The 12,553-nt window shown below is 65.7% G+C and carries 14 protein-coding genes and 1 riboswitch; of the genes, 8 read left to right on the forward strand and 6 right to left on the reverse strand.

What is annotated here, in order from left to right; genetic code table 11:
- Window positions 1-148: 148 nt before the first annotated feature.
- From AC2YG9_RS18295 to AC2YG9_RS18310, 4 genes are read right to left on the reverse strand one after another with little or no spacing between them, the layout of a single operon-like run.
- Window positions 149-538: a nuclear transport factor 2 family protein gene (locus AC2YG9_RS18295; RefSeq protein ID WP_487299428.1), complete on the reverse strand. Its 390-nt coding sequence runs from the start codon at window positions 536-538 to the stop codon at window positions 149-151.
- On the reverse strand, window positions 535-1,035 hold the full coding sequence (locus AC2YG9_RS18300) for an N-acetyltransferase family protein (protein WP_487299429.1): 501 nt from the start codon (window positions 1,033-1,035) through the stop codon (window positions 535-537). Before AC2YG9_RS18300 ends, AC2YG9_RS18295 begins: the two co-directional genes overlap by 4 nt.
- Window positions 1,036-1,038: 3 nt before the next feature.
- Window positions 1,039-1,704, reverse strand: a complete 666-nt coding sequence (locus AC2YG9_RS18305; RefSeq protein WP_487299430.1) for a tetratricopeptide repeat protein — start codon at window positions 1,702-1,704, stop codon at window positions 1,039-1,041.
- Between the two features lie 49 nt (window positions 1,705-1,753).
- Window positions 1,754-2,212: a hypothetical protein gene (locus AC2YG9_RS18310; RefSeq protein ID WP_487299431.1), complete on the reverse strand. Its 459-nt coding sequence runs from the start codon at window positions 2,210-2,212 to the stop codon at window positions 1,754-1,756.
- A 242-nt stretch (window positions 2,213-2,454) separates the two neighbouring features.
- On the opposite strand from AC2YG9_RS18310, the gene AC2YG9_RS18315 reads away from it, so the two are divergent.
- Together AC2YG9_RS18315 and AC2YG9_RS18320 are read left to right on the forward strand one after the other, a co-directional pair.
- Window positions 2,455-2,907, forward strand: a complete 453-nt coding sequence (locus AC2YG9_RS18315; RefSeq protein WP_487299432.1) for a hypothetical protein — start codon at window positions 2,455-2,457, stop codon at window positions 2,905-2,907.
- On the forward strand, window positions 2,904-3,893 hold the full coding sequence (locus AC2YG9_RS18320; RefSeq protein WP_487299433.1) for a M48 family metallopeptidase: 990 nt from the start codon (window positions 2,904-2,906) through the stop codon (window positions 3,891-3,893). Before AC2YG9_RS18315 ends, AC2YG9_RS18320 begins: the two co-directional genes overlap by 4 nt.
- A 34-nt stretch (window positions 3,894-3,927) precedes the next feature.
- Here the strand turns inward: AC2YG9_RS18320 and thiC are convergent, their stop codons facing one another.
- Window positions 3,928-5,775: a phosphomethylpyrimidine synthase ThiC gene (thiC, locus tag AC2YG9_RS18325; RefSeq protein WP_487299434.1), complete on the reverse strand. Its 1,848-nt coding sequence runs from the start codon at window positions 5,773-5,775 to the stop codon at window positions 3,928-3,930.
- 67 nt (window positions 5,776-5,842) lie between these two features.
- A riboswitch (TPP riboswitch) is annotated at window positions 5,843-5,952 on the reverse strand.
- 139 nt (window positions 5,953-6,091) lie between these two features.
- Between thiC and AC2YG9_RS18330 the strand changes: the two genes are divergently transcribed.
- From AC2YG9_RS18330 to AC2YG9_RS18355, 6 genes are all read left to right on the forward strand, one after another.
- On the forward strand, window positions 6,092-6,880 hold the full coding sequence (locus AC2YG9_RS18330; protein ID WP_487299435.1) for a hypothetical protein: 789 nt from the start codon (window positions 6,092-6,094) through the stop codon (window positions 6,878-6,880).
- An 81-nt stretch (window positions 6,881-6,961) separates the two neighbouring features.
- The gene (locus tag AC2YG9_RS18335; protein WP_487299436.1) at window positions 6,962-7,633 is read left to right on the forward strand and encodes a hypothetical protein; all 672 of its coding nucleotides are present in this window, start codon (window positions 6,962-6,964) and stop codon (window positions 7,631-7,633) included.
- Window positions 7,630-8,433: a hypothetical protein gene (locus AC2YG9_RS18340; RefSeq protein WP_487299437.1), complete on the forward strand. Its 804-nt coding sequence runs from the start codon at window positions 7,630-7,632 to the stop codon at window positions 8,431-8,433. The genes AC2YG9_RS18335 and AC2YG9_RS18340 overlap by 4 nt, the downstream gene beginning before the upstream one ends.
- On the forward strand, window positions 8,430-9,209 hold the full coding sequence (locus AC2YG9_RS18345) for a hypothetical protein (protein WP_487299438.1): 780 nt from the start codon (window positions 8,430-8,432) through the stop codon (window positions 9,207-9,209). The genes AC2YG9_RS18340 and AC2YG9_RS18345 overlap by 4 nt, the downstream gene beginning before the upstream one ends.
- A gap of 70 nt (window positions 9,210-9,279) precedes the next feature.
- Window positions 9,280-9,843: a Rid family hydrolase gene (locus AC2YG9_RS18350; RefSeq protein WP_487299439.1), complete on the forward strand. Its 564-nt coding sequence runs from the start codon at window positions 9,280-9,282 to the stop codon at window positions 9,841-9,843.
- 90 nt (window positions 9,844-9,933) lie between these two features.
- Window positions 9,934-10,686, forward strand: coding sequence for a hypothetical protein (locus AC2YG9_RS18355; protein WP_487299440.1), 753 nt, complete (start codon window positions 9,934-9,936; stop codon window positions 10,684-10,686).
- A 56-nt stretch (window positions 10,687-10,742) separates the two neighbouring features.
- Here AC2YG9_RS18355 and AC2YG9_RS18360 read toward each other — a convergent pair whose 3' ends face one another.
- Entirely contained in the window at window positions 10,743-12,524 is a 1,782-nt protein-coding gene (locus tag AC2YG9_RS18360; protein WP_487299545.1) for an ABCB family ABC transporter ATP-binding protein/permease, read from the reverse strand.
- Between the last annotated feature and the right edge of the window lie 29 nt (window positions 12,525-12,553).

Genomic DNA, 12,553 nt, shown 5'->3' on the forward strand with positions numbered 1-12,553 from the left:
GTAGCGGCGGGGAACGTTGACATCGGCGTAGGCGCCGCGTGGGCGCCGGCGCGGGGAATGTTGAGGTCTGAACGCCTACAAGCGCCACCGTGCGGCCGGCGACAGGGTTCGCCCGCCGGCCGGCCGTTTTGATTTCTTCCGGGTAAAACTATCCGGCCAGTTTCATGAGCATCTCGCCCATCTTTTGGTGCAGCAGGTTGATGGCCTTCAGCGGCCGGACCATGACCTTGAAGCGGGTGATCCGGCCCTCTTCGTTCCACCAGATCATGTCGACGCCGTTGATGCGGATGCCGTCGATGGTGCAGGCGAACTCCAGCACGGCCGAGCGCTCCGCCCGCCATTCGCCGAGGTATTCGAAGCTGTCGTTGTTCAGCACCTGCAGCGCCGAGAGCAGGTATTTCTCGGTGATCGCCTTGCCGACCTGGGGCGTGTGGACGACCGGGCTTTCGAAGACGCAGTCCTCGGCAATGAGGGCGCTGAGGTCGGCGGGCTCGCGGCTGACGATATAGGCGTGCCAGCCGTGGATCGGGTCGGTCATTTCAGGCGCTTCCACATGTGAAGATCGTCGGTGTAGCGGCCGTCCGTCTGCAGGAGGGCGCGCGGTTCGAAACCATAGCGTTCGAAGCCGGCCCCTTCATAGAGGGAGACGGCGACGGAGTTGGTCGAGACGACGACCAGCTGGACGATCTCGACCACATCGCGGGCGTAGTCGAGACAGGCGGCCATCAGCGCCGCGCCCAGCCCCCTGCCCCGGCCCTCCGGCAGGACGAACATGCTGTAGACGACACCCTTGTGGCGCTCCTTCGCGGGGGCCTTGGGCCCGACGGCGACCATGCCGAGGATCCGGCCCTCGGCCTCGGCGACGAACACCCCGTCGGCGACGACCCGCTCCTCGAACCAGCTGTCGGGCTTGGCCTCCTCCTCGGCGAGGGTGGAGCCGAAGGTGGACTCGTCGAGACGCATCGCCGTCAGGCGGATCGACTGGAACAGCGGGCCCTCCCCGGGCTGGAGGCGGCGGATGGTGGTGCTGGTCATCGGCTACTGACCCAGGTCCCTTAGGGCGTCGAGAGCCGCCTCTCGCTGCCAGCCGTCGTTGTGCTTGGCGGCCAGTCGATACCAATAGATCGCCTTTTCGCGGTCCTTGACGACGCCGTCCCGGCCCGTCTCGAACGCCAGTCCCAGATAGAGCATGGCGTAGGGATTGCCGGCCTCACCTGCCTTGAGCAGCCAACGTTGCTGCTCGATCCGGTCGAGCGGGAGGGCGGACCCCGTCCCGTACATCGAAGAGATGTTGTTCATGGCGTTGGCGTCGCCGGCCAGGGCCGCCCGCTCCAACAGGGCCACGCCCTCCAGGCAGGTCGGCGTGTCGGGGCTGTTGGCCAGGTCCAGCCCCAGGTTGTTCATAGCGCCCGCGTGACCGGCCTCCGCGGCCTTGCGATACCAGGCCATGGCGGTCGCGCGGCTGCGCTGGACGTCGAGGCCGTTCTGGTAGGCGACGCCCAGCCGGAACATGGCGTCGGCGTCGCCCTTGGCGGCCTTGGCCTCCATGGCCGGGATGCCTTCCTCGACCAGCTTGTAGAGCGGCGAACGTGGCGCGCCGGGCGGCGGCGGGGCCGGCGCCGCTGCCGGTGGAGGCGGCATGCGCCCCTCCGGACAGGCCGACTGCATCAGGGCCGAGGCCGCCATCGCCAACAACAGACTCATGTTTTCACCGCCCCTTCGGCCTCACCATAGGTCCTGTGGGTCGTGCTCGTCATTTCCCTGCCGCCTCCGCCTCGACGGCGGACAGGACGCCGGCGGGGAGTTCGCTCATCATCCCCGAGTTGCCGCAGCTGGTCACATAGTGAAAGTCGGGGCCGTGTGAGCCGACGAACACCAGAATACGGTCACCGACGTTGTAGGGCAGCCGCGCCGAGGTATTGGAGTCCCAGATGGTGAATTCGGGGCCAGGCTTGCCCTTGAAGGCGCGGTGGACCTTGAAGCGGGCCTTCCGCGCATCCTCGTATTCGGGTTTGCCCTTGTAGAGGAAACGCCGGTTCACATAGGGGCCGAAGTCGACGAGGGTGACCTCGGCCACGAAGAGCGCCTTGGCGAACTCCTGCTTCACCGAAGGGTTCGGATCGATGCAGGCCTCCGCCGAGGCCGGCGAGGCCAGGGTGCCCGATGCCAGCATCGCCAGCGCGAGGATGCCCCAGGTGATCCGGCCCGCCATCGTCCCTATCCCTTCACCGTCACGTCGATTTCCGACCCCAACGCCCTGAACTTATCGCTCATCTGGCTCATGCCCAGTTCGATTTCGTTCGGAACAGAGAGCCTTCGCCGGGCTGGAGGCGGTTGATGGTGGTGGACATTGGCACCTCAACCAAGCGTTTTGTTGGCCCTTGAAAAAGGTGGCCAGTTGACGTGCAATTGAACTGCAAAGCCATCCGGCCACCAGAGTGAGAATTTGCAGCTATGGTCGATTCCAGCAGAATGGATGACTTCTTGAGGGCCGCGCTAACTCAACTCAGTCCGGGTGAAGCCCTACTATTAGTTGACACAGTGCTGGAATTGCCGCGTGAAACCCGCGCCCCAGACAGCCGAGCTGAAGGTGCATTGAAGTTCGGGGTGGCAGAGGCCGCGCTCTGGCTGACACCCATACTACTAACCGTGGGAAAATGGCTTCTGGATGCGTCTCAGGAACCATTAAAGGCACGCGTCAAAAGCTATGTCGCACAGTTAATTGGGGACAAATCCGCTTCAAAGCCCAAGAGCGATCCGTCCTCGCCACTCACCACCCTAGGGGACAAATTTGAAGCTACGTGCCTGCAAGCAGGGTTTGACGGTGCCGAGGCCAGAAATCTGCGATTGAGGTTTGTGGCGTTCTGCGCAGAGAACCCCGCCCTCCTGAAGAAGGCGGTTGAATGAAAGGGATACTATTTCAAGACAAATCCGGAAAGGTGGTGAGCATAAATCCGCATACTGACTATTTTCCGGTGCTGTTCATATCCGCGTCAAGCGTTGGAGCCATAGGGTTACTACCACCGCTCACCTGGGTAGTGGGGCTAGTAGTTCTGGCGATTCTTCACTACCTGAATAAAATCGAATACGACTTCGACAATGACGCTACATATAAAAGAATTTCAGATTCTGATTTGCAACTGTTTCCTGATCTTTCGACCCTCCCTATCCGATGCGGTCTAAAAGACTCTCCTCATTACTTCATCGACTTGAAGGAATCGCGATTTTCCGCGACAGTTCGGTATGGAAAGCAACCGATCATACTTCTATCTAGCGGATTAATTGCAGAACTTGGTCGCAGATCTCCCCGCGCATTGGCGGCTATAGCTCACGAGCTTTCACATATTTCCAATCGTGACGAACTGTACCTCACGCTTGAGATGGCTTTTGCCAACTGGAAATACTTAATGTTTCTAATATATGCATTTATATTTGCCGCCAATCCGAGTTTTCATGGACTTGCATCAGCTGTAATCGTTTATCGGTTTAGCCGAATTGGCCTAAAGGAAATAATAAAACGTCGTGAATTCTTTGCAGACGCGAGAGCAGCCAATGTACTGTTGAATTCGGACGGATATATCTCACTACTAAAAGCCGGAACATTGGATGATTTACCGTATCATCCACAGCACTCGGAACGAATAAGCAATCTTATGATCAACTCGAAAGTCACGAAACCCAGCGAGATTACCTTTACCATAGCACTGGTGATTATGGTAAATCAGGCGGCAAATTCGCTGCCTGCAGCAAGTATTTATGCCGACTTCTTTCCAGATTCAGAAATGCAAATTCCTGCTATGTTGATTTTTGTGTTCGTTCCATTCTTAGCCGTTCTTGCCGTTGAGGCACTTAAACCTTGGCGCAAATTGACGCCGATCTGGAACGCAATCTGACGCAGCCGTCGCAGACCGTGCGGCGAAGATATTCTTACCCTTTCACCGCCACGTCGATCTCGCTCCCCATCTCCCGGAACTTGTCGCTCATCTGGCTCATGCCCAGTTCAATTTCGTTCGGCGCCATCCCGGATGCGAACTCCCGCACCTCCTGACTGATTTTCATCGAGCAGAACTTCGGGCCGCACATCGAGCAGAAGTGGGCCGTCTTGTGCGCCTCCTTGGGCAGGGTCTCGTCGTGGTACTCACGCGCCGTTTCGGGGTCGAGGCCGAGGTTGAACTGGTCTTCCCAGCGGAACTCGAAGCGGGCGCGGCTGAGGGCGTCGTCGCGCAGGCGGGCGGCGGGGTGGCCCTTGGCGAGGTCGGCGGCGTGGGCGGCGATCTTGTAGGCGATGACGCCCTGTTTGACGTCCTCGCGGTCGGGAAGGCCCAGGTGCTCCTTGGGCGTGACGTAGCAGAGCATGGCCGTGCCGAACCAGCCGATCATGGCCGCGCCGATGGCGCTGGTGATGTGGTCGTAGCCCGGGGCGATGTCGGTGGTGAGCGGGCCCAAGGTGTAGAAGGGGGCCTCGTGGCAGTGCTTGAGCTGCTCTTCCATGTTGGCCTTGATCTTGTGCATGGCCACGTGGCCCGGGCCCTCGATCATCACCTGGCAGCCGTGTTTCCAGGCGACCTTGGTCAGCTCGCCAAGCGTGCGCAGCTCGGCGAACTGGGCCTCGTCGTTGGCGTCGGCGGTGGAGCCAGGGCGCAGGCCGTCGCCGAGGCTGAACGACACGTCGTAGGCCCGCATGATCTCGCAGATGTCCTCGAAGTGCTCGTAGAGGAAGCTCTCGCGGTGGTGGGCCAGGCACCACTTGGCCATGATCGAGCCACCCCGGGAGACGATGCCGGTGACGCGCTTGGCGGTCAGCGGCACGAAGGGCAGGCGGACGCCGGCGTGGATGGTGAAGTAGTCCACGCCCTGCTCGGCCTGTTCGATCAGGGTGTCGCGGAAGACCTCCCAGTTCAGGTCCTCGGCGACGCCGCCGACCTTTTCCAGGGCCTGGTAGATCGGCACCGTGCCGATGGGCACCGGGCTGTTGCGGACGATCCAGTCGCGGATGTTGTGGATGTTGCGGCCCGTGGAGAGGTCCATGACCGTGTCGGCGCCCCAGCGGGTCGACCAGACCATCTTGTCGACCTCGTCGGCGACCGAGCTCAGCACCGCGCTGTTGCCGATGTTGGCGTTGATCTTGACCAGGAAGTTGCGGCCGATGGCCATCGGCTCCAGCTCGCCGTGGTTGATGTTGGCCGGGATGATGGCGCGGCCCCGGGCGACCTCCTGGCGGACGAACTCGGGCGTGACGAAGTCGGGGAGTTCGGCGCCGAAGCTTTCGCCGTCGCGGACGCAGGGGGCGGACTGCTCGCGGCGCAGGTTCTCGCGGATGGCGACGTATTCCATCTCCGCCGTGATGATCCCGGCCCTGGCGTATTCCAGCTGGGTGACCAGCGCGCCGGAGCGGGCCTTGTAGATCGGGCGCCTGGCGGTGAACTGCGGGGCCAGGTGTTTGCCGGCCGCGAAGCCGTTGTCCTCAGGCTTGACCTCGCGGGGGTTCTCGACCGTCTCGACATCGCCGCGGGCCAGGACCCAGGCCTCGCGCGGACGCGGCAGGCCCTGTTCGATGTCGACCTTGAAGTCGGGATCCGTGTAGGGGCCGCTGGGGTCGTAGAGGGTGACAGGCGGTTCATTGGCGCTGGGGTGGACGGCCACCTCGCGGAACGGCACGCGCAGGTCGGGGAACAGTTCGCCCGCGACATAGACCTTGCGGCTGCCGGGGCGCTCGCCCGTCGGGATGGTTTCGTTGCTCGGGGCGGAGCCGTTGCCGGCGACGTGGATGTTCATTGTGGATCTCCTCCTTAACTGTTGGAGACCCGGTTCGCGCCAAAGGCGGTTTGACGGCCTGGAACTGTAGCGGCCGCGTCCCTCTCCCTTCGCCGGCATGACCCGGATCAGGTTCGGCGGGTCAGGGGTCCTCAACCCCAATCTCAGCCACGCAAGGCGGCCCCCCGGAGAACGGCCGGAGACTAGGCGGATCGCGGAGCGGGTCAAGCGTTGTGGCGAGTCGGCGAACGTGGCCTATTGCGGCCATGGGGGCTGCGGACATTCGAACTGACGGAACGGCCGGGCCGCGTCCGACCGCGCGGGGGGAGCGCCGGGCATGAAGGTCGGTGGCCCCGACTGGGGGCAGATTCGCGCCGATACCCGGCGGGGCGTGATGCGCTTCTGGCCGGTGATGGCATTGTTGTTCGTCGTCATCGAGCCGGCGATTTCGCTGGCCGGCAGCATGCTGCTGGGCACGGCCAATACCGACGAGCCCGGCGTGGCCGGCTACGTCGGCTACCTGAAGCTGGTCGCATGGGACATGCTGCCTCTGACCGCCGGCTATGTCGTCGCCGCGGCCCTGGTCCTGAACGGGTTGTCGGAGCAGCCCATCGGACGGGGCGCGATGGTGCGGCGGGCGCTGGGGTATTTTCCAACGGCGGTGCTGGCCTCCGTCGTCGCGACCCTGCCCTACCTGCTGTCGTCCATCATTACCTATTCGAACGTCGATTACGCCGGCTGGTGGTACGCCTATGCCAGCGGCAGCCTGGCGTCGGTGGCCCTGGCGACCATCATCGGCTTCACGACGCTCGAGGCCATCGCCAAGGGCCTGGCCCCGGCGGAAGCCTTCCGCGCCAGCGCCGCCCTGACCTTCGGCCACCGCGCCTGGCTGTTCTGGCTGTACGTCGCGATGGAGGCCCTGTTCGTCGCCGTTCAGTGGTCTGGCGGTCCGATTCATGAGTGGCTGCGGGCCCAGGGCCTCTGGACATTGCCGGGGGAGCCGGTGACCGAGGTGGTGTGCGGCCTGTTCAACATCGTCACCGTTCCACTCGGCGTGGCCGTCTACCTCGAACTGCGCCGCATGGAAGCCGAGGACGTTCCCGGCCTCGGCGCGGTTTTCGACTAGCGGGGCGGCGTGGAACAGCGACTATCCTTCGAGGGCCTCCGGGCGCAGGCCGGCGCAGTACTCCGGGCGCGTGGGCTGGGATTGGCCATCGTTGCCGTGCTGTGGGCCCTGGTCGCCCGGTTCATGATCCGTGGCGAGACCTTGATGAGCCTGAGCGACGTCGTCGGCTACGAGGACTGGTCGATGGGACTTGTGGCCATGCTGGCCGGGTTGCCCGGCCTCATCGCCATGCCGGTCATGATGAGCATCGTGGTGCGGACCGGCCTGCCGCCGCGCACGCCAGGGGCCATCGGCGTGCATGCGGCGCTGGCGGCTGTCACCGTGCTGTTGGTCGGCGCGGTGTTCGGCGGCGGGAGCGCCCTGCTGAACAGCGTGGCGCGGGCCTCGGCGGAGCAGGAGAGCTGGCTGGCCTGGCCCCTGGCCTTCTTCCCGATGATGCTGCAGCTCGCGGCCTTCGGATACCTCGGCATGATGCTGCCTGCGGCGCTGGAGAGGCCCGTTGGGCCGTTCAGGGCCCTGTCGGTCGGGCTGCGGCTCAGCCGGAACCGGCGGATCTGGCTGGCGCTGATCTCCTTCGTCTGGACGTCGGCCATGACCGTACCGCTTCACGCCCTGAACCTGGTCGTCACCGGCCAACGGGATCTGGTGTTCGTCCTGACGCTTCTCGGAACCATGGTGAGCGCCTTCGGCTGGGGCGTCCTGTACCTGGAGCTGCGCAGACTGCACGCCGCGCCGCCAGCGGTCGAGGCATGAGGTATCCCGGCGCCCTCCGACCCGCCCTGGGCGTCTATGGCCGGGTGCTGAAGGCCCAATGGCCGGTGCTGCTGGCCCTGACCATCGCCTATCCGCTGATCAACTGGGGCGCCACCCTGGCCTGGAAGGCCATGCCGGTGGCGACCGGCTGGGTGGAAATCGGGCTGAACGGCGGACAGATCCTGATCTGGGCCGTGGCCTGGGGCCTGATGGGGGCGTTTCTGGCCCAGCTGACCCTGGCGACGACCGACGGGCGGCGGGCCGACCCGGGCTCGCTGCTGCGCGCCTGCGCCAGCGCCTTGCCGATGGTCGCGGTGATGGTGCTGATCACCGATGTCACGTCCCTGCCGCTCAGCCTGTGGCGGACACATCTGGCGACGACAGGGCAGATCGGCGTTGCGGCCCAGTGGATCGGCTTTCTGTCCCTGCCGTTCGCCATCCTCGACATGGTCGCCTTCTGGCTTCTGGCCTTGGCTGTTCCGGTCCGCCTGGACAAGGACCTGTCGCTCATCGAGACGATGAAAGCCTCGGCGGGCTATGGCCGGCGGCGCTGGAGGTCCATGCTGCTGGTGTTCTTCCTGGCCGGCGCCGGCTTGTTGGTCATCGTTCTGGCCCTCATTCCCTCCTACATGGCGAGCGTCACGGTCGACGGCAAACCGCCGTCCTGGATGACGGACACCTATCTCTGGCAGGTCCCGGTCCAGGTGCTGTCGGTGGCCTGGATGCTGTTCTGGCCGGCGCTCTATGTGACCTTTCGCGACCAGGAAGGGACCGGCGCCGTGGCGGAGACCTTCGCATGACCAGCGAGCGCCTGTGGCCGCCGGGCGTCCTGCGGCTGACCTGGCAGGGCCTGCGGCGGGCCTGGCCGGCGCTGCTGGCCGCCTGGCTGCTGCTGACGGTGATCAACGTCGCCGCCTACTATCTGCGCCGGCCGGTCGAGCCGACCTGGGGCTTCTTCTTCGGCTCCTATCTGGTGCGGACGATCGGTCAGATCGCGGTGACGGCCGTGGTCACATCCTGGCTGGTCGCCTCGATGATCCGGAAGGTTCAGCCGGCGGCATTGAACGGGGCGGCTCCCTGGCGGTTGATCCCCCGGGGCTGGGCGGCGTCCTTTCTATCCAACCTGTTGAGCCAGGCGCCGGCCATGGTCGGCATGGCGGTCCTTGTCCGCATTCTCAACACCGGCAATTTTTCCCTCATAGCCGTCATCAACCTGATCGGGTCGGTTGTCAGCCTGGCCGCGATCGTACTGCTCGGGTTCGCGCTCGGTGAAGCGCTGACCCGTCGCATCGGCCCGGTCCGGGCTCTGATGGCCAGCATCCGCCTGAGCCGAGGCAACCGCATCGCCTTGACGGTGGTCGTCTTCCTGCTCGCCGTTCTTGGCGCGGTCGTGAGCTGGGGCATCTATCAACTCATGCCGTACGATGGGATCACCAACGGACAGGTGTTGTGGATCAACGCCGCGCAGTGCCTGTTCGGGGTGCTGTCGGTCGTGTTGCTGACGGGCGTCTATCTGGAACTGCGGCGCATCCAGCGGGCCGGGGAGCCGGAGGGCATCTCCGAGACCTTCGACTGAAGGTGACCAAAGCTTAAGTTGAGGCGAGCCGAGGGTTGCGGTCTCTCTGCCGGGCAACCGGAGACCTCGCATGCGCCACGCCGCCCTCGCCCTTGTCCTTCTTGCCCTGATTCCTGGCTCCATGGCCGCCGGCGCCGCCTCGGCCCAGGACGCCATCAAGGTCGATCCGAAAGCCCCGCCGAAGGTCGAGCTTATTCCGGCCCCGGGCGGGGCGGTGGTCATCCCCTCGCCGCGCCATCGCCAGGTCTATGAGCAGTACGGCTATGCCCCGGCCCGGCTGGTCGGCGACACCCTCTATGTCTCGGGCGCGATCATCTTCCGCCTGCCGGCCGAGGGGACCGACGCGGCCGCCTTCGAGGCCCAGACCCGACGCACCTTCAAGGCCCTCGACTTCACCCTGAAGGCGTCCGGCGCCAGCTGGGACGATGTGGTGATGGTCAACAGCTTCCACGTCTGGGAGGGGCCGGACTTCAAAGGCGAACGGCTGGTCCAGATCGAGGTGATGAACAGGGTGCGCGCGGAGTTCACCAAGGCGCCCCATCCGGCCTGGACAGCCGTCGGTACGACCGGCCTGCTGCAGCCAGGCGGCATCGTCGAGGTGCAGCTGATCGCGAAAGTTCCCGCCAAGGGCTGACGGGGGCTGCCAACCGGCGCGGTCCCGGGCTAGCCTGTGCGCATGGCGGGGGGCCTTCGATTCAGTCTGTTCGGTTCGCTGGGGGATGCGGTGCGTCCCCTTTGGCGCGAGCCCGTGGCCCTGGCCCTGCTGGTCCTTCCGATGATGCTGATTACCGGCGTGGCGGCGGCGGTGGAGGCGCTCTACGCCTCAGGGCCCGGCCTGATGCCCTGGTTGGGCCGGCTGACCAACCGGGCCTTCTTCGTCGGCATCGATGTCACCATCGGGTCGGCCGTGGTCCTGGTCGCTCTGGCGGCGCTCGACAGGACAGTAATCGACTGGCGAGAGATCGTTCGCAGGTCCCGCCTCGCCCTGCCCGTGGTCGTGCCGATGAGCGTGCTGGGGACCGCCGTCTGGCACTACGCGGTTCTGTTCATCTTCCAGCCGATCACCGGCGAGTCGCCGCTGTCCTATGCCGCCTATCCCCTGGTCGAACTGATCGCTCTGATCGTGTCGATCCTCATCGCCGTCACCTGGGGCCAGGCGACCTTCGCGGCCCTGACCGGCAGCCCGTTCAGAACGGCCTTTGGCCGGGCCTGGGCGCTGGCGCGGCGGGCGCGGTGGAAGCTCGGGCTGCTGGCCTTCCTGACGTGGCTGGCTGACAACGTCATAAGCGACCTCGGCAACTGGCTGACCAGCCTGATGGTCGGGACCCACCGGCCCGTGCTGCACGACGGGGTCAGCCAGGCGATCTACATCCTTTGGTACGTGCTCACCCTGCTGATCCTGGCGGCGGTCGGTCGACGCCTGGCCCAGGTCGAGGCCACACGCAATCCGGACCTGCTGGCCGACACGTTCGACTAGATTTACCTGGTCGGGCGTTAGATCCGAGAACCGGTTCCCACTTGTCCGAACGCGCTCTAGCGACCGCGCGTCTGCCGACGCCAGAGGGCGGCGTATTCCCCTGCCCGCTCGAGCAGCGCCTCGTGGCGGCCTTCCTCGACCACCCTGCCCCGGCGCAGGACGATGATGCGGTCGGCGTCGGCGATGGTGCTGAGGCGGTGGGCGACGACCAGAGTGGTGCGGCCCTGGCGGGCCTTGCGCAGGGTGTCCTGGATGGCGGCCTCGGTGCGGCTGTCGAGGGCGCTGGTCGCCTCGTCGAGGATCAGGACGCGGGGATCGGCCAGCAGGGCGCGGGCGATGCCGACCCGCTGACGCTCGCCGCCGGAGAGCTTGAGGCCGCGTTCGCCGACCTTGGTGTCGAGGCCCTCGGGCAGGCCGGCGATGAATTCGGTCAGTTCGGCGGCGTCGGCGGCGGCGCGGATCTGGTCCTCGGAGGCGTCCGGCCGGGCGAAGGCGATGTTGGCGGCCAGGGTGTCGTTGAACAGGGCCACGTCCTGAGGCACCAGGGCGACGGTGCGTCGCAGGGCGGCCATCTTCAGCTGTTTGAGATCGACGCCGTCGAGGGTGATGGTCCCCGATTGCGGATCGATCATCCGCAGGGCCAGCCGCACCAGGGTGGTCTTGCCGGCCCCGGACGGGCCGACCAGGGCGATGGTCTGGCCGGGGGCGGCGGCGAAGCTGACCTCTTCCAGACCCTGACTGCGGGCGCCGTGTTTGAACGACACGCCGGTGAAGACCACGGCGCCGCCGCGGCCATCGGCGGGGGGCGGATCGACGGCGTCCGGGGCCTGCGCAACATCGGGGGCCTGACGTCGCAGGTCGCTCATGGCCTCCAGGTCGATGAAGCTCTGGCGGATTTCGCGGTAGGCGAAGCCGAGGATGTTCAGCGGGCCATAGAGGTTGATCAGGATCAGGATGGCAGCCGTCACATCACCGACCCCCAGCCGCCCGGCCTGGGCCTCAAAACCGGCCAGCAGGGCCATGACCGCCAAGCCCACAGCCATGATCGCCGACTGGGCGATATTGAGCAAACTCAGGGAGTTGGTGGCGAGAATTTGTGCGTTGGAATAGGTGGCCAGGGCCGTCTCATAGGTAGCGGCGGCGCGGGTTTCGGCCCCGAAGGCCTTGACCGTCTCATAGTTGATCAGGGCGTCGACGGCCCGGCCGGCGGCCTCGCTGTCGGCGTCGTTGAGCGCCCGGCGGTGGGCGATGCGCCAGTCGGAAATGGCGAAGGTCAGGACACCGTAGACGACGACGGTGCCGACAGCGGCCAGGGCGAAACGCCAGTCGTAGGCCTTGGCCAGCACCGCCGCGGCAATGATCAGCTCGATGAAGGTGGGGCCCAGGTTGAAGACCAGGGCCCGAAGCAGGAAGTCCATCGACCGGGCGCCGCGGTCGATGATGCGGCTCAGGGACCCGGTGCGCTTGGTCTGGTGGAACTCGATGGACAGGCTGAGCGCATGGCCGAAGGCGTCGGCGGCGGCCCGGCGCTGGGCGGCCTGGGCGACCGGGGTGAAGACCACATCGCGCAGCTGGGGCGCGGCGGCGGAGAGGAAGCGGATGGCGGTCCAGCCGAGGATCAGCCCGGCGAAGGCGGTCCCGACCTGCACGGCCGGCGACTGGCCCTCGGCCAGGCGGTTGACGGCGGCGCCCAGCAGCAGCGGCGCGAGAACGCCCAGCACCTTGCCGCCGAGGGTGAAGACCAGCGCCGCGCTCAGCCGCCAGGTCAGGCCGGGGGCCCGGCTGGACAGCACCAGGCGGAAGAGGTCGGCCAGGGCGGCCCAGGCCGAGACCTTCACGGGGGCGGGGTCGGCGGCGTCCTTGGGTC

The sequence above is a fragment of the Caulobacter sp. SRI_014 genome, assembly GCF_057586315.1.

Coding starts and splice junctions, on each gene's coding strand:
- AC2YG9_RS18295 (WP_487299428.1), bottom strand. CDS start 538: ATGACCGACCCGATCCACGGCTGGCACGCCTATATCGTCAGCCGCGAG.
- AC2YG9_RS18300 (WP_487299429.1), bottom strand. CDS start 1,035: ATGACCAGCACCACCATCCGCCGCCTCCAGCCCGGGGAGGGCCCGCTG.
- AC2YG9_RS18305 (WP_487299430.1), bottom strand. CDS start 1,704: ATGAGTCTGTTGTTGGCGATGGCGGCCTCGGCCCTGATGCAGTCGGCC.
- AC2YG9_RS18310 (WP_487299431.1), bottom strand. CDS start 2,212: ATGGCGGGCCGGATCACCTGGGGCATCCTCGCGCTGGCGATGCTGGCA.
- AC2YG9_RS18315 (WP_487299432.1), top strand. CDS start 2,455: ATGGTCGATTCCAGCAGAATGGATGACTTCTTGAGGGCCGCGCTAACT.
- AC2YG9_RS18320 (WP_487299433.1), top strand. CDS start 2,904: ATGAAAGGGATACTATTTCAAGACAAATCCGGAAAGGTGGTGAGCATA.
- thiC (WP_487299434.1), bottom strand. CDS start 5,775: ATGAACATCCACGTCGCCGGCAACGGCTCCGCCCCGAGCAACGAAACC.
- AC2YG9_RS18330 (WP_487299435.1), top strand. CDS start 6,092: ATGAAGGTCGGTGGCCCCGACTGGGGGCAGATTCGCGCCGATACCCGG.
- AC2YG9_RS18340 (WP_487299437.1), top strand. CDS start 7,630: ATGAGGTATCCCGGCGCCCTCCGACCCGCCCTGGGCGTCTATGGCCGG.
- AC2YG9_RS18345 (WP_487299438.1), top strand. CDS start 8,430: ATGACCAGCGAGCGCCTGTGGCCGCCGGGCGTCCTGCGGCTGACCTGG.
- AC2YG9_RS18350 (WP_487299439.1), top strand. CDS start 9,280: ATGCGCCACGCCGCCCTCGCCCTTGTCCTTCTTGCCCTGATTCCTGGC.